Source organism: Kitasatospora sp. NPDC056076 (genome assembly GCF_042266305.1).
Classification (GTDB): domain Bacteria; phylum Actinomycetota; class Actinomycetes; order Streptomycetales; family Streptomycetaceae; genus Kitasatospora.
On sequence record NZ_JBHJWG010000071.1, the window covers coordinates 9238 to 27605 of the forward strand.

Annotated in this window: 15 protein-coding genes; 10 read left to right on the plus strand and 5 right to left on the minus strand. The window is 74.0% G+C overall.

The window, feature by feature from the left end; genetic code table 11:
• Nucleotides 1-43: 43 nt before the first annotated feature.
• Complete coding sequence (locus ACFC1T_RS35815; RefSeq protein ID WP_375896235.1) at nt 44-562, minus strand: DinB family protein; 519 nt, start codon at nt 560-562, stop codon at nt 44-46.
• Nucleotides 563-699: 137 nt separating this feature from the next.
• Nucleotides 700-1275, minus strand: a complete 576-nt coding sequence (locus tag ACFC1T_RS35820; protein ID WP_375896238.1) for a nucleosidase — start codon at nt 1273-1275, stop codon at nt 700-702.
• 528 nt (nt 1276-1803) lie between these two features.
• Here ACFC1T_RS35820 and ACFC1T_RS35825 point away from each other — a divergent pair.
• From ACFC1T_RS35825 to ACFC1T_RS35870, 10 genes are all read left to right on the plus strand, one after another.
• Nucleotides 1804-3117 carry a hypothetical protein gene (locus ACFC1T_RS35825; protein ID WP_375896240.1) on the plus strand — a complete coding sequence of 438 codons (1314 nt, stop codon included), beginning with the start codon at nt 1804-1806 and terminating at the stop codon, nt 3115-3117.
• Nucleotides 3118-3134: 17 nt separating this feature from the next.
• Nucleotides 3135-4127, plus strand: coding sequence for a glutamate ABC transporter substrate-binding protein (locus tag ACFC1T_RS35830; protein ID WP_375896242.1), 993 nt, complete (start codon nt 3135-3137; stop codon nt 4125-4127).
• Between the two features lie 282 nt (nt 4128-4409).
• A complete protein-coding gene (locus ACFC1T_RS35835; RefSeq protein WP_375896244.1) occupies nt 4410-5825 on the plus strand; it encodes a hypothetical protein in 1416 nt (471 codons plus the stop codon).
• A gap of 5 nt (nt 5826-5830) precedes the next feature.
• Nucleotides 5831-8428, plus strand: coding sequence for a tetratricopeptide repeat protein (locus ACFC1T_RS35840; RefSeq protein ID WP_375896247.1), 2598 nt, complete (start codon nt 5831-5833; stop codon nt 8426-8428).
• A gap of 3 nt (nt 8429-8431) precedes the next feature.
• On the plus strand, nt 8432-9718 hold the full coding sequence (locus ACFC1T_RS35845) for a protein phosphatase 2C domain-containing protein (RefSeq protein WP_375896250.1): 1287 nt from the start codon (nt 8432-8434) through the stop codon (nt 9716-9718).
• Nucleotides 9719-9813: 95 nt separating this feature from the next.
• On the plus strand, nt 9814-11169 hold the full coding sequence (locus ACFC1T_RS35850) for a VWA domain-containing protein (protein WP_375896253.1): 1356 nt from the start codon (nt 9814-9816) through the stop codon (nt 11167-11169).
• A gap of 84 nt (nt 11170-11253) precedes the next feature.
• Nucleotides 11254-12468 carry an FHA domain-containing protein gene (locus ACFC1T_RS35855; RefSeq protein ID WP_375896256.1) on the plus strand — a complete coding sequence of 405 codons (1215 nt, stop codon included), beginning with the start codon at nt 11254-11256 and terminating at the stop codon, nt 12466-12468.
• 157 nt (nt 12469-12625) lie between these two features.
• Nucleotides 12626-13543 carry an ABC transporter ATP-binding protein gene (locus tag ACFC1T_RS35860; RefSeq protein WP_375896259.1) on the plus strand — a complete coding sequence of 306 codons (918 nt, stop codon included), beginning with the start codon at nt 12626-12628 and terminating at the stop codon, nt 13541-13543.
• Entirely contained in the window at nt 13540-14682 is a 1143-nt protein-coding gene (locus ACFC1T_RS35865; protein ID WP_375896262.1) for an ABC transporter permease, read from the plus strand. Before ACFC1T_RS35860 ends, ACFC1T_RS35865 begins: the two co-directional genes overlap by 4 nt.
• Nucleotides 14683-14776: 94 nt before the next feature.
• Nucleotides 14777-15181, plus strand: coding sequence for a globin (locus ACFC1T_RS35870; protein ID WP_375896264.1), 405 nt, complete (start codon nt 14777-14779; stop codon nt 15179-15181).
• Nucleotides 15182-15209: 28 nt separating this feature from the next.
• Here the strand turns inward: ACFC1T_RS35870 and ACFC1T_RS35875 are convergent, their stop codons facing one another.
• The 3 genes from ACFC1T_RS35875 to ettA all read right to left on the minus strand — a co-directional run bounded on the left by ACFC1T_RS35875 (nt 15210) and on the right by ettA (nt 18160).
• Nucleotides 15210-15902, minus strand: coding sequence for a hypothetical protein (locus tag ACFC1T_RS35875; RefSeq protein ID WP_375896267.1), 693 nt, complete (start codon nt 15900-15902; stop codon nt 15210-15212).
• A gap of 39 nt (nt 15903-15941) precedes the next feature.
• The gene (locus ACFC1T_RS35880) at nt 15942-16385 is read right to left on the minus strand and encodes a thioesterase family protein (protein WP_360242622.1); all 444 of its coding nucleotides are present in this window, start codon (nt 16383-16385) and stop codon (nt 15942-15944) included.
• Nucleotides 16386-16495: 110 nt separating this feature from the next.
• Nucleotides 16496-18160 carry an energy-dependent translational throttle protein EttA gene (gene ettA, locus ACFC1T_RS35885; RefSeq protein WP_375896271.1) on the minus strand — a complete coding sequence of 555 codons (1665 nt, stop codon included), beginning with the start codon at nt 18158-18160 and terminating at the stop codon, nt 16496-16498.
• Between the last annotated feature and the right edge of the window lie 208 nt (nt 18161-18368).

The window sequence follows — 18368 nt, forward strand, 5'->3', positions numbered from 1 at the left end:
TGGGCCACCCCCCCCCCCCCCCCCGCCGCCTCACCGCCCCGCCTCACCGCCCGACGGCACCGTCCAGCTGCTCCCGGATGATGTCCGCGTGCCCGGCGTGCCGCCCGGTCTCCTCGATCATGTGCACCAGCACCCAGCGCAGCGACGGCCCTTCGACCGCGTCGGGCCGCAGCGAGCGCACGCCCGGCCGGTCGAGGTCGGGGGCGGCCGCGACCACCGCGTTCGCCCGGCCGATCGCGTCCCGGTAGGCGGCGACCGCCGAGGCCGTGGAGAGCTCCGCCGGCGGGGCCTTCGACGTCAGGGCCGGCTCGTCCCCGAGGCCGCCGTACGCGTACTCGAACCAGTTGTACTCGACCACGGTCAAGTGCCGCACCAGCCACAGCAGGCTGGTGCCGGAGGCGACCCCGGGCCGCCGGGCGTCCTCCTCGGAGAGGTCCTCCACCTTGCCGATCACGGCCTCGCGCAGGTAGTCGAGGAAGGACAGCAGGGTGGTCCGCTCATCGGCGTTCAGGCCGGGCGGACGGACGTCGGGGCGCGGGCTGGGCGCGGTGTTCTCGGTCACCGCGCCACCCTAGCCACCCGAACCGACACCCCGACGGCCAACCGGCCCGACCGCCAACCAACCCGACGCCCAGCCAGCCCGACGCCCCGACGCCCCGACGCCCAGCCAGCCCGCCGCCCCGACGACCAACCGCCCCGTCACCACCCCTGCGCGCGCACCCAGTCCGCGAGGTGCCGGGCGCAGCCGTCGACCGACTCCTGCCAGCTGCGGGCCGCACCGTCCCCGGCCTCGTCGCTGACGTACTTGACCAGCCGCACCGGCACCCCGGCCCGGTGGGCGACGGTGGCGACGGCGTAGCCCTCCATGTCGACCAGGTCGGCGTGCTCGGCGAGCCGCTCCTTGGCGTCCGGGGAGTCGACGAACAGGTCACCGGTGGCCAGCACCGGTCCGTCGCCCTTGCCGACCACCAGCGGGGCACCGTAGCTGCGGCCGGTGAGGTGCTGGAGGGCGGCGGTGTTCAGGTCGTGCTGGATCACCTGGACGACGTGGTGCATGCCCTCCCAGCCGGGGCGCAGCGCGCCGGCCGTGCCGAGGTTGATCACCTCGGAGGGGAGTTCGCCCTGCGCCAGCACGGTGGCCAGGGCCGCGGTGGCGTTGACCTTCCCTATCCCGGTGAGCAGCACGGGCAGCCGGTCGTCGAGGTGGGCGGCCTCCTCGCGGACCGCGACGACGAGCAGCGGGCGGTCGGGCGAGATCGTTCCAAGCAGTCGCATGGGGCCCATGGTACGGAGCACGGGGGTGCCGGGCCCGGCGGCCGCGCGGCACGGAACCGCGGGGGCCCCGGCGGGCGTCGCAGCGGGCGCCAACCTCTCCGTGGGGCCGGTGCGATCGGTGACAACCGGTGACAATCGGCACAAGCCGTACGGAGGCGTGCGGAAACCGTGCACGACATGCTCAAGATCGGCGCAAGTCAGGTGTGGCCGGAGGGAGTCACGGCCATACTGCTGCCATCGGTCGGGCCCGGGGAGACGGGCCGGCCCCAGGGGAGGATGAGGCGGGTGGCGACACCAGTAGGCAACGGCGCACCGGGCGCCGCGTTCCCGGCACGACCGGGCACGCCGCCGGCCGCACCGGGGACGGCGGCGTTCGGCGCACCAGCGGCGACCCCGGGCGCACCAGGTGCACCAGGCACCCCGGCATCCCCGGCACCCCGGGGAGCGGCGTTCCCCGGTCCGGCCACGCCGGGACCGGGCGCCGCACCGCCCGCGAAGCGGCCCCGGGCCACCGCGCCGGAGCGCGGGGTGCGCGCCCGGCTGGCCCAGGCCACCCGCACGCCCCCGGGCCGGCTGCGGATCGCCGGAGTGGTGCTCGCGGTGCTGACCGTGGCCTTCGGCGGGCTCACCGCCTGGCAGTTGGAGACCAGGGCGCAGGCCGCCGACCGGGTGGTCTCGTACAGTCAGCCGCTCAGCCGGGACGCCGCCGAGATCCACCGCTCGCTGGCCGACGCCGCCACCACCGCGGCCTCCGGCTTCCTGCTGGCCGGCGCCGAGCCCAAGGACGTCCGGGCCCGCTACGAACAGGACCTCGCCCAAGCCGCCAAGCTGATCTCCCAGGCCGCCGCCCGGACCACCTCGACCTCCCCGGCCCAGGACTCACTCGCCCGGCTGAACCAGCAACTCCCGGTGTACGCCGGTCTGGTGGAATCCGCGCGGGCCGACAACCGGCAGGGCATCCCGCTCGGCGGCGCCTACCTGCGGTACGCCTCCGAGCAGATGCAGACCGTCCTGCTGCCGGCCGCCGCCGAGCTGAACACCATCGAGAACCACGAGCTGGTGACCGACTACGCCGCGGCCCAGTCCACGCCGTGGGGCGCGTACGGCCTGGCGGTGCTCACCCTGGCCGCGCTGGGCTGGGTGCAACTGACCCTGTTCCGCCGCACCAACCGGGTGTTCAACGTCGGCCTGCTGGGTGCCACCGCCGCCGTCCTGGCCGGCACGCTCTGGCTCGCCGTGGCCGGGCTGACCACCGGCTCGGCGTTGAAGAAGAGCGACCTCGAAGGGGCCTTCCCGCTGCAGGCCCTCAACTCGGCCCGGGTGGACGTGCTGACGGCGCGCCTGGCGGAGAACCTGAACCTGGTCGCGCGCGGCTCCACCGCCACCTACGCCACCCAGTACGACGACGTCACCAAGCGCCTCGCCGGGACGGCCGGCAAGGGCACCCCGATGCGCGACCGGGCCGGCACGCTCTCCAACGCGCTGATCCTCGCCCCCGCCGCCGCGGACCAGCCGCTGGCCACCGCCGCCCAGCAGTACGACGAGTGGCAGGACCGGTACCGCAAGGCGCGCACCGCCGAGGTCGACAACGCCGACTACCAGGGCGCCCTGAACGCGACGGTGTCCGCCACCGACACCACCACCACCGCCGACGCCGCCTTCAACGCCACCGACCGGGCACTGGCCCAGGCCGCCGACGCCGAGCAGGCCCGCTTCACGGCCTACGCCGACGGCACCGCCGGGGACCTCCGGCTGGCGGCCGGCGCCGCCGCCGTGCTCGGCCTGGTGGCCGCGGCCGCCGCGCTGCGCGGCCTGGGCCGACGACTCGCCGAGTACCGGTAGAGGGGGAACGGACACTCATGCGCACACGGACACTCACGCGCGGCACGACCGTACCGACCAGGAGCGCCGCCGCACTGGCCGTGCTGGCCGCCTGCGCGGCCGTGCTCGGCGGGGGCGGCCCCTCCGGCGCCGCACCGGCCGGGGCCGCCGCCGCGACCACCGCGACCGCGCCGCAGGCCGTCCAGCAGAGCCAGGACCAGTCCGACTCCTGCGACATCTACGGCAGCGTGCCGCCGAGTTCGGTGGACGGCCCGGCGGTGAAGGCCATCAAGGCCAAGCGCAGCCTGGTGATCGGCGTCGACCAGAACAGCTACCGCTGGGGCGCCCGCAACCCGAACACCGGCCAGATCGAGGGCTTCGACATCGACCTGGCCCGGGCGATCGGCACCGCCATCATGGGCGACCCGGACAAGGTGGTGCTCAAGCCGGTGGCCACCGCCGACCGGGTCGACGCGGTGCAGAAGGGCCGGGTCGACCTGATCGTCCGCACGATGACCGTCAACTGCAAGCGGATGGAGCAGGTCGCCTTCTCCAAGCCGTACTTCAGCATCTCCCAGCGGGTGCTGGTGCCGAAGACCTCCCCGGCGAAGAACCTGGACGAGGCGATCGGCGGCAAGAACGTCTGCGTCGCCAAGGGCTCGACGGCCGCCGACGTGATGGACCCGGCCAAGGGCGCCAAGAAGGACGCCAGGGCCCAGCTGACGGTGGTGGAGAACCAGTTGGACTGCCTGGTCCTGATGCAGCTCGGCAAGGTCGACGCCACCATGACCGACGACGGCCTGGCGGCCGGTCAGGCGGCGCAGGACCAGACCGTGCGGATCGTGGACGGCGACGTGCAGCCCGAGGTGATCGGCGTCGCCATGCTGAAAACCAGCCCGGACCTCACCGCGCGGGTCAACCAGGTGCTGGCCGACTACCACGCGAGCGGTGACTGGGGGCGCAGCTACGACCGCTGGTTGAAGCCGTACATGCTCAACGACGCGGAGCGCTACTGGCCGGTCCCGCACTGAGCACCGCACCGGGCGCCGCAGGGGCGCCGAACCGAGCGCGGCACCGGGTGCCGCACCAAGCCCGCACCGGGCGCCCCACCAGGCGGCGCCGCATCGCGCACGGAGCACCGCTGACGCGGGGCGTTGACGCCGTCTTGACGCCCCGCGCCCGCACCGCCCGAACGGCCACCGGCTAGGGTTCGGGACGATCACCACGGGGAGACCGGTGGTGGACACGGGGGTTGTCGTGGGATCGCACGTCGCACAGGGCGGGATCGCACGCGAGGAAGGAAGGACACCGCGGTGGCGGCATCGGCTGGCCCGGTACTGAGCCGGGAGGAGGTGGACCGCGCGCTCGCGCGCCTCGGCGCGGAGCGGGACGCGGTCGAGTCGGCGCTGCTCGCCCTCCAGGACCACCCGGGCCTGCGGCTGCTGGACGGCGCCGAGCTGTCCGGCCGCACCCTGGAGCGCTGGTCCGTCGCCGGCAAGGGGCTGCCGCTGCTCTGGGCGCTGTTCGACCGCTACTCCGAGGCGCTCGCCTCGGCCCGCGCCGTCCGGGCCCGCAAGGCCAAGCCCGGCGGGCCCGAACTCGCCGAGCTGACCGAGCTGCTGACGGGCGACGCGGTGACCGTCCCGGGCGGCGCCGTGCCGGACGGGCCGCAACTGCTGGGCGCGCCCGCCAAGCTGGTCGAGCGGATCAGCCTGGACGCGCTGATGGCCCGGATGAACTCCTGGTACGCCACCGTGCTGGAGGTGGTCAGCGCGGCCGACGCGGTCTGGTCGGCGCTGCCGGCCCGGATCGACCTGCTGCTGGCCGAACTGCACCGGGTGCACACGCTGGCCGCCTCGCTCGGCGTGCGCACCGGCAGCCACCCGCTGGGCGACGACCTGACCGGGCTGGAGCGGGACCTCACCGAGCTGCGCACCGAGGTCCGCGAGGACCCGCTGGCCCTGTGGCGCCCGGCCCGGGTGCCCGCCCAGCGCGGCACCGTCCCGGACGGCGAGGCCTTCGCCTCCCCCGCCGGGGTGGTGGACACCGAGCGCTTCGACCGGGCCGGGCGGGCCCTGGACGGCGTCCGGCTGGAGCTGGAGAACCTGCTGCGGCTGCGCGACGACGCCGAGGAGCGCCTCCAGGGCGTCGGCGACCTGCTCCAGCGGGCCGACGCCACCCTGGCCGAGGCCCGCCGGGCCCGCGGCGAGGTGCTGGCGAAGATAGCCTCCAGCGACGTGCCCGCAGTGCCCGGCCCGGCCTCGGCGCTGCGCGAACGGATCGTCACCGCCCTGGACCTGCGCCAGGCCGGGCAGTGGGGCCGGCTGGCGCCGCTGCTGGACGCGCTGGAGGACGCCGCCGCCAAGGAGCTGGCCCGGGCCCGGCACTCGCTCACCGAAGTGACCCAGCCGCTGGCCGTCCGGGCCGAGCTGCGCGGCCGGCTGGACGCCTACAAGGCGATGGCGGCCCGGATGCGGGTCGCCGAGGACCCGGAAGTGATCGAACGGTACGAGAAGGCGCGCTGGCTGCTCTGGAGCGCGCCGTGCGACCTGCGGGCGGCGGCCGCCGCGGTGGCCCGCTTCCAGCAGTCGCTGCGCCCGGCCCAGGCCGAGGCCTCCGACGGCGCACAGGCGCACGGGCAGCACGCCCACGGGCACCAGTCCCACGGGCAGCAGGCACACGGGTCGGCCGGCCAGACGCCGGTCGACGGACAGGTACAGGGGGGCTGAGGTTGATGGGCGAGACGTGCGTGCGGCCGGAGTGCTCCGGCAACGGCACCATCGATGCGGACGGCTACTGCGACGAGTGCGGGCTGACCCCGGTGGGGACCACCACGGTCCCCCCGGCCGCCGCCGGCGCCGCCCCGCCGACCGCCACCGGGCCGACCACCGGGCCGACCACCGGGCCGACCACGGGACCGACCACCGGGTCCGCCGCCGGGCCGGGGTCGCCGTGCCCGCGGGACTGCTCGGGCACCATCGACGCGGACGGCTACTGCGACGAGTGCGGGCTGACCCCGCCCGGCGGCGACACCGGCGTCACCCAGCCCTACGTCCCGTCCGCCCGGGTCACCCCGGACTCCGCCCCCGGCGGCTCGATGCGCTCGCTGTCGGCCCGCACCGGCTCCGGCCGGTCGATGTCCGGCCGCTCCCGCTCGCACCGCTCGACCCGCACCGGCAGCAGCCGCTCGGTCTCGGTGCGCTCCACCCGCGGCAGCGTCAGCGCGGGCACCCGCAACCGGCTGGGCGCCGGCCTGGTCACCGTGCCGACCGTGGAGACGGCCGACCCGGCGCAGGCGGTGCTGGAGAACCCCGAGGTGCCGGAGCGCAAGCGGTACTGCTCCAAGTGCGAGACCCCGGTGGGCCGGGAGAAGAACGGCCGGCCGGGCCGCCCGGACGGCTTCTGCACCAAGTGCGGCACGCCGTACTCCTTCACCCCCAAGCTGCGCCGCGGCGACCTGGTCGGCGGCCAGTACGAGGTGCTCGGCTGCCTGGCGCACGGCGGGCTCGGCTGGATCTACCTGGCGGTGGACCGGCGGGTCAACGACAAGTGGGTGGTGCTCAAGGGCCTGCTGGACACCGGGGACGAGGACGCGCTGGCCGCGGCCGTCGCCGAGCGGCGCTTCCTCGCCGAGGTGGACCACCCGAACATCGTCCGGATCATCAACTTCGCCGAGCACCCGGACCTGCGCACCGGCTCCACCGACGGCTACATCGTGATGGAGTTCGTCGGCGGCAAGTCGCTCAAGGACATCGCCAACGACCGCCGCACCCCGGACGGCCGGCGCGAGCCGCTGCCGGTCGAGCAGGCGATCGCGTACGCGCTGGAGGCGCTGCCGGCCCTGGGCTACCTGCACGGCCGGGGCCTGGTCTACTGCGACTTCAAGATCGACAACGTGATCCAGAGCGGCGACACGCTCAAGATCATCGACATGGGCGCGGTCCGCCGCTTCGACGACGACGGCGCGATCTACGGCACCATCGGCTACCAGGCCCCGGAGATCGCCACCGACGGCCCCTCCCCCGCCTCCGACCTCTACACCGTGGCCCGCACCCTCGCGGTGCTCACCTTCGACTTCCAGGGCTACAGCACCACCTACCGCGACTCGCTGCCCGGCCCCGAGGACGTCGAGGTCTTCGCCAGGTACGAGTCCTACTACCGCTTCCTGGTCCGCGCCACCGACCCGGACCCGGCCCGCCGGTTCTCCTCCGCCGAGGAGATGGCCGACCAGCTCACCGGCGTACTGCGGGAGATCCTGGCCCTCCAGGACGAACGGCCCCGGCCCGCGCCGTCCACCCTCTTCGGGCCCGAACTGCGCGTCGTGGACACCGAGTTGGTACTGCCCACCACCCAGCCCGGACAGCTCCGGGTGGCCGGGCTCGACCCGGCCGCCGCCGCCCTCGCGCTGCCCGTCCCCCGGGTCGACCCGGGCGACCCCAACGCCGGCTTCCTCGCCACCCTGCTCGCCACCGACCCCGAGGAGGCGCTCGCCGCCCTCGCCGGCGCCCCCGCCGTCTCGGTCGAGAGCCGGCTGCGCGAACTGCGCGCCCTGCTCGAACTCGGCCGCCACGGCACGGCCGTGCAGGAGCTCGCGAAGCTGGAGCAGGACCACCCGGACGACTGGCGGGTGGTCTGGTACCGCGGCCTGGTCGCCCTGGTCGGCGCCGCCGCGGACCTCGCCGAGGACCCCGCCGGCACCGCCGCCGAGCCCCGCCTGCGGGCGGCCGCCGAGGCCTTCGACGCGGTCTACGACGCCTTCCCGGGCGAGGCCGCCCCCAAGCTCGCCCTCGGCATCTGCGCCGAACTGCTCGGCGACGGCGGCGACGCGGCCGAGTTCTACCGGCTCGTCTGGACCACCGACCAGTCCTACCTCAGCGCCGCCTTCGGCCTGGCCCGGGTCCGCCTCGCCGAGGACGACCGGCCCGGCGCGGTGCGGGCGCTGGAGTCCGTCCCGGCCACCTCCAGCCAGTACACCGCCGCCCGGATCGCCGCCGTCCGCGCCCGGCTGCGCGAACGGGCCGCCACCGACCCGCTCGCCGTCGACCTCGCGGCCGGCTCCGACCAGCTGACCGCGCTGCGCCTGGACGACCGCCGCCGCGAGGAGCTCTCGGTCGAGGTGCTCGGCGCGGCCCTCGGCTGGGTCGGCGCCGGCTCGGCCGGCGCCCCTCAGGGCACCGGCCCGGTCGTCCTCGGACGTCCCGCCGTGGAGCGGGAACTGCGCTTCGCCCTGGAACAGTCCTACCGGGTACTCGCCCGGTTGGCCGACCGGGCCGAGACCAGGATCGAGATGGTGGAACGGGCCAACCGGGCCCGCCCCAGGACGTGGGTGTAGCCGATGCCGCAGCAGACCGAGTGCCCGAGCTGTTCCGAGCCGATGGACCTTGACGACGCCTACTGCGGGCGTTGCGGGGCCGGCCGGGACGGCCGGGCGGCCCCGGGCGCGATGCCCGCCAGCTGGGCCGCCGCCCGCGGTGAGGCCGTCCCGCCGCAACGCGGGCCGGTCTGCGTCAACTGCGGGCAGGCACAGGTCACCGAGGACGGTTACTGCGAGGGCTGCGGGAGCGCCCAGCCGCGCCCGCGCGACCACATGGAGAAGGCGCTCGCGGGCGTCGCCGGGGTCAGCGACCGCGGCGTGCGCCACCACCGCAACGAGGACTCCTTCACCGTCGCCGCCACCTCGCTGCCCGGCGGGGAGCCGGTCGTGGTCGCCGTGGTGTGCGACGGCGTCTCCTCCTCCGACCGCCCGGACGAGGCCTCGGAGACCGCCGTCGACGCCGCCTCCGAGTCCCTGCTGACCTCCCTGGAGGCCGGCCGCGACCCGGAGGGGGCGATGCGCACCGCGATCGCGGACGCCGCCAAGGCCGTCGCCGACCTCGCCACCGACGGCGCCGGCCCGACCAGGCCCGACGTCAACGCGCCCGCCTGCACCTACGTCAGCGCCATAGCCGCGGGCGGCCGGGTGACCATCGGCTGGGTGGGCGACACCCGGGCGTACTGGATCCCGGACGACCGGGCCGGCGCCGAACCCTTCCGGCTCACCCAGGACGACTCCTGGGCCGCCCGGATGGTCGAGGCCGGGCTGATGGGCGAGGCCGAGGCCTACGCCGACCCGCGCGCCCACGCGATCACCGGCTGGCTCGGCGCCGACGCCGAGGAGGTCGTGCCGCACACCCTCGAGTTCACCCCGCACGTCCCCGGAGTGCTGCTGATCTGCACCGACGGGCTGTGGAACTACGCCGAGGCGGCGACCGACCTGGCCTACTACGTCCGCCCGGACGCCCGCACCGAACCGCTGCTGGCGGCCCAGACCCTGGTCAAGTTCGCGGTCGCGGCCGGCGGGCACGACAACATCACGGTCGCCGTGCTGCCGATCGAACCCTCCGCCGCCGCGCTGGCGGAGATCGTGGAGACGCCGACCGCGCTGGACCTCAAGATCGTCAGGCCGGCGGCCGCCGCCGGGAACGACGACTACGAGGACTACGAGCCGACCCTGCCGGACCTCCCGGTGATCGGCTCCGCCGCCGCCCCGCTGCCCCCGGCCCCGGCCGTCCCGCCGGCGCCGCCCGCGCCCCCCGTCGCCCCGCCCGTCCCGCCGCAGCCGCCGCACCCGCCGACGGCCTGACCGGTTCCGCGCGACCGGACCGACGGCCCCCGTCCGCCGGCCCGCCCCACCGACCTGATCGCATCCACCCCTCACCCGACGGGAGCCACCGCCCCATGGCAACACTGGCGAAGCCGAACCTGCCCAGGTTCGACGTGGAGATCTTCCAGAACGAGTACCTGGCCGACGGCGCCCGCGAGGTCAACGCCATCGTCACCGTCACCTCCACCGGCGGCGGCACCTCCGGCGGCCGCCCGCTCGGGCTCGCCGACGCCGGCCCGCAGAGCGGCGACGCCAACGCGGCCGTGGTGGTCCTGGTCGACTGCTCGGGCTCGATGGACTACCCCAAGACCAAGATCAACGGCGCCCGCGAGGCCACCGCCGCCGCCATCGACGCCCTGCGCGACGGCACCGCCTTCGCCGTCGTCGCCGGCACCCACGAGGCCCGCGACATCTACCCCGGCGACGGCACCCTGGCCACCGCCACGGCGGCCACCCGGGAGCAGGCCAAGGAGTCGCTGCGCCGCCTCACCGCGGCCGGCGGCACCGCCATGGGCACCTGGCTGGCCAAGGCCGACAAGCTCTTCCTCACCCGCCGCGACATCGCCATCCGGCACGCCATCCTGCTCACCGACGGCAACAACGAGCACGAGTCCGCCGAGGACCTCGCCCGCACGATCGAGCGGGTCACCGGCCACTTCACCGCCGACTGCCGCGGCGTCGGCACCGACTGGCGGATCGACGAACTGCGCAAGATCTCCTCCGCGCTGCTCGGCACCACCGACATCGTCGCCGAGCCCTCCGGCCTCGCCGAGGACTTCCGCTCGATGATGACCGGCGCGATGGGCAAGCAGGTCGCCGACGTCGCGCTGCGGATCTGGACCCCGGCCAACGCCACCGTCAAGTTCGTCAAGCAGGTCGCCCCCGCCGTCGAGGACCTCAGCGACCGCCGCGCCGAGGCCGGCCCCCGGGCGGGCGACTACCCCACCGGCTCCTGGGGCGACGAGAGCCGCGACTACCACGTCTGCGTCGAGGTCCCGGCCGCCTCGGTCGGCAACGAGATGCTCGCCGCCCGGATCAGCCTGGTGCTGCCCCCGCAGGTCGGCGGCGGCACCCCCGAGGTGCTCAGCCAGGGCCTGGTGAAGGCCGTCTGGACGGACGACCTCGCCTCCTCCACCCGGATCAGCCCCCAGGTCGCCCACTACACCGGGCAGGCCGAGCTGGCCTCCTCCATCCAGGAGGGCCTGGAGGCCCACCGCTCGGGCGACGTCGACACCGCCACCGCCAAGCTCGGCGCCGCCGTCCGGATCGCCCACGCGACCGGCAACGAGGGCACCTTCAAGCTGCTGCAGAAGGTGGTGGACGTGGTGGACCCGAAGGAGGGTACGGTTCGGTTCCGTAAGGACGTGAGCGAGGCCGACTCGATGACCCTTGAGACCCGGTCGACCAAGACGGTACGTGTGAAGAAGTGACCACGAAGTGACCGCTGTAGACGTGATCGGGCCGGCCGCCCGGCGCGACGCCGCACCGCACCGGCCCGAAACGAGGGGGACCTGATGCCGATCTGCCCGAGGGGCCACGAGTCGCAGGCCGAGGACTGGTGCGACTTCTGCGGCTTCCCGATGACCCCGCCGGCCCCGGCGCCCGGCGCCCACGGGGGCTACCCCGGCGCGCCCGCCGGACACCCGCAGCACGGCGGTGCGGCCTTCGGCACGCCGCCGCCACCCCCGCCGGGGGCCGTCCCGCCGCCCCCGCCCGGGGCGTTCCCACCGCCCGGCGGCTACCCGCCGCCCGGTGCCTTCCCGCCGCCGGCCGGCCCCGGACTCACCGAGGGCCTGGCCGTCTGCCCGATCTGCCGCAGCCCGCAGACCGGGCGGTTCTGCGAGGAGTGCGGCTACGACTACGAGCTGTCCGCGCCCTCCGGCCGCCAGGCGCCGGCCGGCGGCGCGCCCTCGCCGGGCCCGGCCCAGCCCCCGCCGCTGAACATCCCGGCGGCCTACGGCGGAGCCCCGGCCCCGCAGCAGCACCAGCCGCACCAGCCCCACCAGCAGCAGGCCGCGGAGTACCAGCCGCAGGCCCCGCAGCCCCACCAGCCGCAGCAGCACCAGGCCCCGCAGCAGCACCAGCCGCAGGCCCCGGAGTACCAGCCGCAGCCGGAGTACCCCCACACCTACGGCTACCCGCCGCCGGAGGGCGCCTTCCCGGAGGCCCCGGTCCGCGAGGACTCCGGCCCGGTGTACGCCCAGCCCGCCGGCCCCGGCCCGAACACCCGCGGCGGCGACTTCGGCACGTCCTTCCACCTGGCCCCGCCGCAGGCCCAGCCCGGTGCCCAGCCGGAGCCCGCCCCGGCCGGGCCGGTGCGCAGCAACTGGATCGCGGTGGTCTCGGCCGACCGCGACTACTTCACCGACATGATGGCCCGCAGCGGCCCCGAGGCGGCTGGCCTGTTCTTCCCGCCGTACTGCCCCGAGCGCCGCATCCCGCTGACCGGCCGCGGCCAGCTGCGGATCGGCCGGCGCAGCCAGCACCGGGGCACCGTCCCGGAGATCGACCTGTCGGTGCCGCCGGAGGACCCGGGCGCCTCGCACCAGCACGCGCTGCTCGCCGAACAGGCGGACGGCAGCTGGGTACTGGTGGACCAGGGATCGACCAACGGAACCACCGTGAACGGGGGCGAGGAACCGATCTCCCCGAACACCGCCATCCCCCTGGGCGACGGCGACCGGATCCACGTCGGCGCCTGGACGACGATCACGGTGCACCGCGCCTGACCTGCGCTTTGAGCATTCGTCAGGGGTAACTCCGGCCGGGCCGGGCGGAATTCGTTTTTCCGCCCGGCCCGGCTTTTCCGGTGCCTCCCTCAGGGAATCCACAAATTCCCGTCCCCGGTGTGCACAAGACGCCCCATGAGCCCTATTCTCTGGCTTCATGACTGCTGCTATATCCGCTGACGGCATCCGCCAGCGGTACGGGGATGTGCAGGCCGTCGACGGGGTGTCGCTCACCGTCGAGGCCGGCGAGTTCTACGGGATCCTCGGTCCCAACGGGGCCGGGAAGACCACCACCATGGAGATCCTGGAAGGGGTCCGCAAGCCCGACGAGGGCCGGGTCGAGCTGCTGGGGATGGCACCCTGGCCGCGCAACCCGAAGCTGCTGCCGCGCATCGGCGTGCAGTTCCAGGCCTCCGCCTTCTTCCGGAAGCTGACCGCCCGGGAGACGATCCGCACCTTCGCGTCGTTCTACGGGGTCGGCCCCAAGCGGGCCGACGCGATGCTGGAGCGGGTCGGGCTCTCGGACAAGGCCGAGACCCTCACCGACCAGATGTCCGGCGGCCAGGCCCAGCGCCTGTCGATCGCCTGCGCCCTGGCCCACGACCCGGAGCTCGTCTTCCTGGACGAGCCCACCACCGGCCTCGACCCGCAGGCCCGCCGCAACCTCTGGGACCTGCTGCGGGACATCAACGCCGAGGGCCGCACCGTCGTCCTGACCACCCACTACCTGGACGAGGCCGAGGTGCTCTGCGACCGGGTCTCGATCATGGACCACGGCAAGATCCTGCACACCGGTGCCCCGGCGGCGCTGATCCGCGAGATCGACGACACCGTCCGGATCAGCGTGGCCTCCGGCCAGCTGCCGGTCGAGCGGGCCCGCGAGCTGCTGGCCGCGGCCGGCGCCGACGTCGCCACCCTGGAGGACGACACCGTCTCGCTCTCCGTCTCCACCCGCCTTCCGGCCCCGGTGCTCAGCGTCCTCGCCGAGCAGAACGCGCTGCGCGGCCTCGAAGTGCGCGGCGCCACCCTGGAGGACGTCTTCCTCCAGCTGACCGGACGGGAGTTCCGCGCATGACCAGCACCTCCACCGAGCCGAAGGTCCCCGCCCAGCGCGGCGGCTCGGCCGGCTCCGCCGACGGGCGGGAGCGGGTCAGCGCGTTCTGGAGCCTGTCCCGCGCGATGCTGCTCGGGATGAAGCGCGACCGCACCGCGACCTTCTTCGTCCTGCTGTTCCCGCTGGTCTTCCTGGTCTTCTTCGGCTCCGTCACCAAGGGCTCCGCCAGCCCGCACGCCAAGGTCGCCCAGGTCGGCGCGGTCAAGCTGTTCGACTCGATCCAGGGCGACGAACGGGCCGGCCTGGACAAGGTCCTCACCATCACCAGGACCGACGACGAGGCCGGCACCCTGGAGAAGGTCCGCAAGGGCGACTTCGACGCGATGATCAGCCAGGGCCCGGACGGCAAGGTGGAGCTGCGCTACACCGCCGCCGACCAGGTCAAGGCCGGCGCGGTCCAGGGCATCCTCAACTCGGTCGTCCAGAGCGCCAACCAGGCCGCCACCCACCAGCCGGCCGCCTACGTGCTGGACTCCCAGCAGGTCGAGGACCAGTCGCTCAAGCCGATCCAGTTCCTCACCCCCGGCCTGCTCGGCTGGGCCGTCGCCACCGGCGCGGTCTTCGGCGCCGCGCTGACCCTGGTCAACTGGCGCAAGTCCAAGGTGCTGCGGCGCCTGCGACTGGCCCCGATCAGCGCCGGTGCGGTGGTCAGCTCCCGGATCGCGGTCTCGCTGGTGACCGCCTTCCTGCAGACCACCGTCTTCCTGGTCGTCGCGACGAGCTTCTTCGGGCTCAAGCTCACCGGCAACTGGTGGCTGATCCTGCCGCTGGTGGCCTGCGCGACGCTCGCCTTCATGTCGATCGGCCTGCTGGCCGGCTCGGTCGCCAAGACCGAGGAGGCCGCGAACGGCATCTCGCAGCTCATCGTGCTGCCGATGTCCTTCCTGTCCGGCTCGTTCTTCCCGCTGGACGGCGCCCCGGACTGGTTGAAGACCGTCTCCCAGGTCATGCCGCTCAAGCACCTGGTGTCGGCCGCCCAGTCGGTGCTGACCCGCGGCGGCGGCGTCATGGACGCCCTGCCCGCCATGGGCGGACTGCTGCTCTTCGCGGCCGCGTTCACCGGCATCGCCTGGAAGCTGTTCAAGTGGGAGGACGCGTAGCCGTCCGCGCACTGCCCTGACCACTCAGGCCCGACGGGGTCGTACGCCTTTCGTCCCGGTGTACGGCCCCGTCGGCGTCTGCGACCATGGTCGGGTGACAGAGATCGGACGAGGCACGTTCAGCGAGGAGACCTTCTTCGAGCAGGTCGGCGGTGAGGACACCTTCCGGCGCCTGACCCGCCGCTTCTACGAGGGCATCGCCGAGGACGAGTTGCTGCGGCCGATGTACCCCGAGGAGGACCTCGGCCCGGCCGAGGAGCGGATGGCGCTGTTCCTGATGCAGTACTGGGGCGGCCCGCGCACCTACAGCGACCGGCGCGGCCACCCGCGGCTGCGGATGCGGCACGCGCCGTTCAAGGTCGACAAGGCCGCCCACGACGCCTGGCTCACCCACATGCGGGCCGCCGTGGCGAGCCTGGAACTGCCCGCCGAGCACGAGCGGCAGCTGCTGGACTACCTGGTCTACGCCGCCGCCTCGATGATCAACACCCCGGGCTGAGCGTAGGCCTGCCGCTACCGCAGCAGGATCAGCGCAGCGGGCTGAGGCCCAGCCCCGCGCCCGGCGCGGCCGCGGTCCGCACCACCACCGAGCCCACCGGGGAGCTCAACCGCAGCCAGCCGCCCGCCCGGTGCACCGAGAGCGGCGCCTCGGGGCTCAGGAAACCGATCCGGTACGAGGCGTGCACGGCGCGCAGCGGCAGCTCTGGCAGCACCGAGACCGGGCGGGACCACACCTCGTCCGCCAGCCGGTCCAGCACCGCGCGGGTGCGGTGGTGGGCCGGGACGGCCTCACTGCGCTCGCGGAACTCCCCCACCGCCGCCATCAGTTCGCGGCACACCTCGGCCGCCGGCGGGGTCCCGACCGGCCGCCAGCCGACCCGCGGCGGCAGCAGCCCGGCCCAGGCCGGGCCGGTCACCGGCGCGGGCAGCGCGACGGCGCCGGAGTCGGCGTCCACGCCGTCCAGCAGCTGGCCCGCGGAGACGGTCAGGTCCACCGGCTCGTCCAGGCGGTCCAGCCGGGCGGTGCGGATCGCCAGCACGCCGGACTCGCCCAGCGGCAGCCGTCCGAAGACCGCCAGCACGCCGTCCGCCGCGGCCGGGTCGACCGCCTGCAGCCGCACGGCCGCCGCCTTGTCGAAGCGCAGCAGGCGCAGCAGGAAGGCGGAGAGGTCGGCGGCCTCACCGGTGTCGGTCAGGGCGAGGCGGGCGGTGACGGTCAACGCGGCTCAGCTCGAATCGGTTCGGGGGTCCAGGGACTTTCAGACTGCCGCGCCGACCGGGGCCTCGTCCATGAACCGGGAGAGGAACTCCCGCTCCACCGGCGAGATCCGGCGCGGCCGGCCCGCGGCCAGGTCGTAGGGCACCACCACGGTGGAGGCCCGGACGTACACCGTCTCGGAGCCGTCCTCGTGGACGTCCTTGATGTCGTAGGAGACGGTCAGCGAGGCGCTGCCGATGTGCGTCACCCGGGTCTCCACGGTGACCGGCTCCGGCCGGTGCACCAGCGGGCGCTTGTAGTCGATCTCGTGGCGGGCCACCACCGAGCCGCCCGCGAACTCCCCGGCGCCGGCCTCGGCGGCCTGGGTGAACATGAAGTCGATCCGGGCCTCCTCCAGGTAGCGCAGGAAGACCACGTTGTTGACGTGCCCGAAGGCGTCCATGTCGGACCAGCGCAGCGGGCAGGCGTAGATGTGGCGAGCCACGGGTGTTCTCCTCGGTGTCCGGTCGCCCGCCGCCGAACCTCGGTGACGGGCCGCGGCCCGGCAGGCCGCCCCCGGGGGGCAGTCTGCCGGGCCGTTGTGACAGCTGGGTGTCAGCCTCGGGTCAGCTTCTTGTACGTGGCCCGGTGCGGACGGGCGGCGTCGGCGCCCAGTCGCTCGATCTTGTTCTTCTCGTACGACTCGAAGTTGCCCTCGAACCAGAACCACTTGCTCTCGCCCTCGTAGGCGAGGATGTGGGTGGCCACTCGGTCCAGGAACCAGCGGTCGTGGGAGATGACCACGGCGCAGCCGGGGAACTCCAGCAGGGCGTTCTCCAGCGAGGAGAGCGTCTCGACGTCGAGGTCGTTGGTGGGCTCGTCGAGGAGCAGCAGGTTGCCGCCCTGCTTGAGGGTGAGCGCCAGGTTCAGGCGGTTGCGCTCACCGCCGGAGAGCACGCCGGCCGGCTTCTGCTGGTCCGGGCCCTTGAAGCCGAAGGCCGACACGTAGGCGCGGGACGGCATCTCGACCTGGCCGACGTTGATCCAGTCCAGACCGTCGGAGACGACCTCCCAGAGGGTCTTCTTCGGGTCGATGTTGGCGCGGCTCTGGTCGACGTAGCTGATCTTGACGGTCTCGCCGACCTTGACCTTGCCGGAGTCCGGGGTCTCCAGGTCCTGGAGCATCTTGAACAGCGTCGTCTTGCCGGCGCCGTTCGGGCCGATGATGCCGACGATGCCGTTGCGCGGCAGGGTGAAGCTGAGGTCGTCGATCAGGACCTTCTCGCCGAAGGCCTTGTTGAGGTTCTCGACCTCGATGACGACGCTGCCCAGGCGCGGGCCCGGCGGGATCTGGATCTCCTCGAAGTCCAGCTTCCGCATCTTGTCGGCCTCGGCCGCCATCTCCTCGTAACGGGCGAGGCGGGCCTTGGACTTGGCCTGGCGGCCCTTGGCGTTGGAGCGGACCCACTCCAGCTCTTCCTTGAGGCGCTTGGCGCGCTTGGCGTCCTTCTGCCCCTCGACCTTGAGACGGGACTGCTTGGTCTCCAGGTAGGTGGAGTAGTTGCCCTCGTACGGGTAGGCGCGGCCGCGGTCGAGCTCCAGGATCCACTCGGCCACGTGGTCGAGGAAGTACCGGTCGTGGGTGACGGCCACGACGGTGCCCTTGTACTTGGCCAGGTGCTGCTCCAGCCAGTTCACCGACTCGGCGTCGAGGTGGTTGGTGGGCTCGTCGAGCAGCAGCAGGTCGGGGGCCTCCAGCAGCAGCTTGCAGAGCGCCACGCGGCGCTTCTCGCCACCGGAGAGCTTGGTGACGGCCCAGTCGCCGGGCGGGCAGCCCAGGGCGTCCATGGCCTGCTCCAGCTGGGCGTCCAGGTCCCAGGCCTCGGCGTGGTCCAGCTCCTCCTGGAGCTTGCCCATCTCCTCGAGCAGGGCGTCCGAGTAGTCGGTCGCCATCAGCTCGGCGATCTCGTTGAAGCGGTCGAGCTTGCCCTTGATCTCCTTGACGCCGTCCTGGACGTTCTCCAGGACCGTCTTGGTCTCGTCGAGCGGGGGCTCCTGGAGGAGCATGCCGACGGTGAAGCCGGGCGAGAGGAAGGCGTCGCCGTTGGAGGGGTGCTCCAGGCCGGCCATCATCTTCAGCACGGTGGACTTACCGGCACCGTTGGGGCCCACGACGCCGATCTTCGCCCCGGGGAGGAAGCTGAGCGTCACGTCGTCAAGGATGACCTTGTCTCCGTGCGCCTTGCGCACCTTGCGCATCGTGTAGATGTATTCCGCCACGTGAGATCGCTCCGGCGTCGTCGGGAGTATTCGTCTTGCAGCGTTCCATTGTGCCGCACCCGGCCGGGAGCCCCGAACCGCCGGGGTGACCCCACCGGGGTATCCGCGCCGGGATGTTCGCCCCGGGGGTGTCCGCGCCCGGGGCGCGCGCACCGGGCCCGGGCCGGGCGCGGGCCGGGCGCGGGCCGGGCGCGGGCCGGGCGCGGGC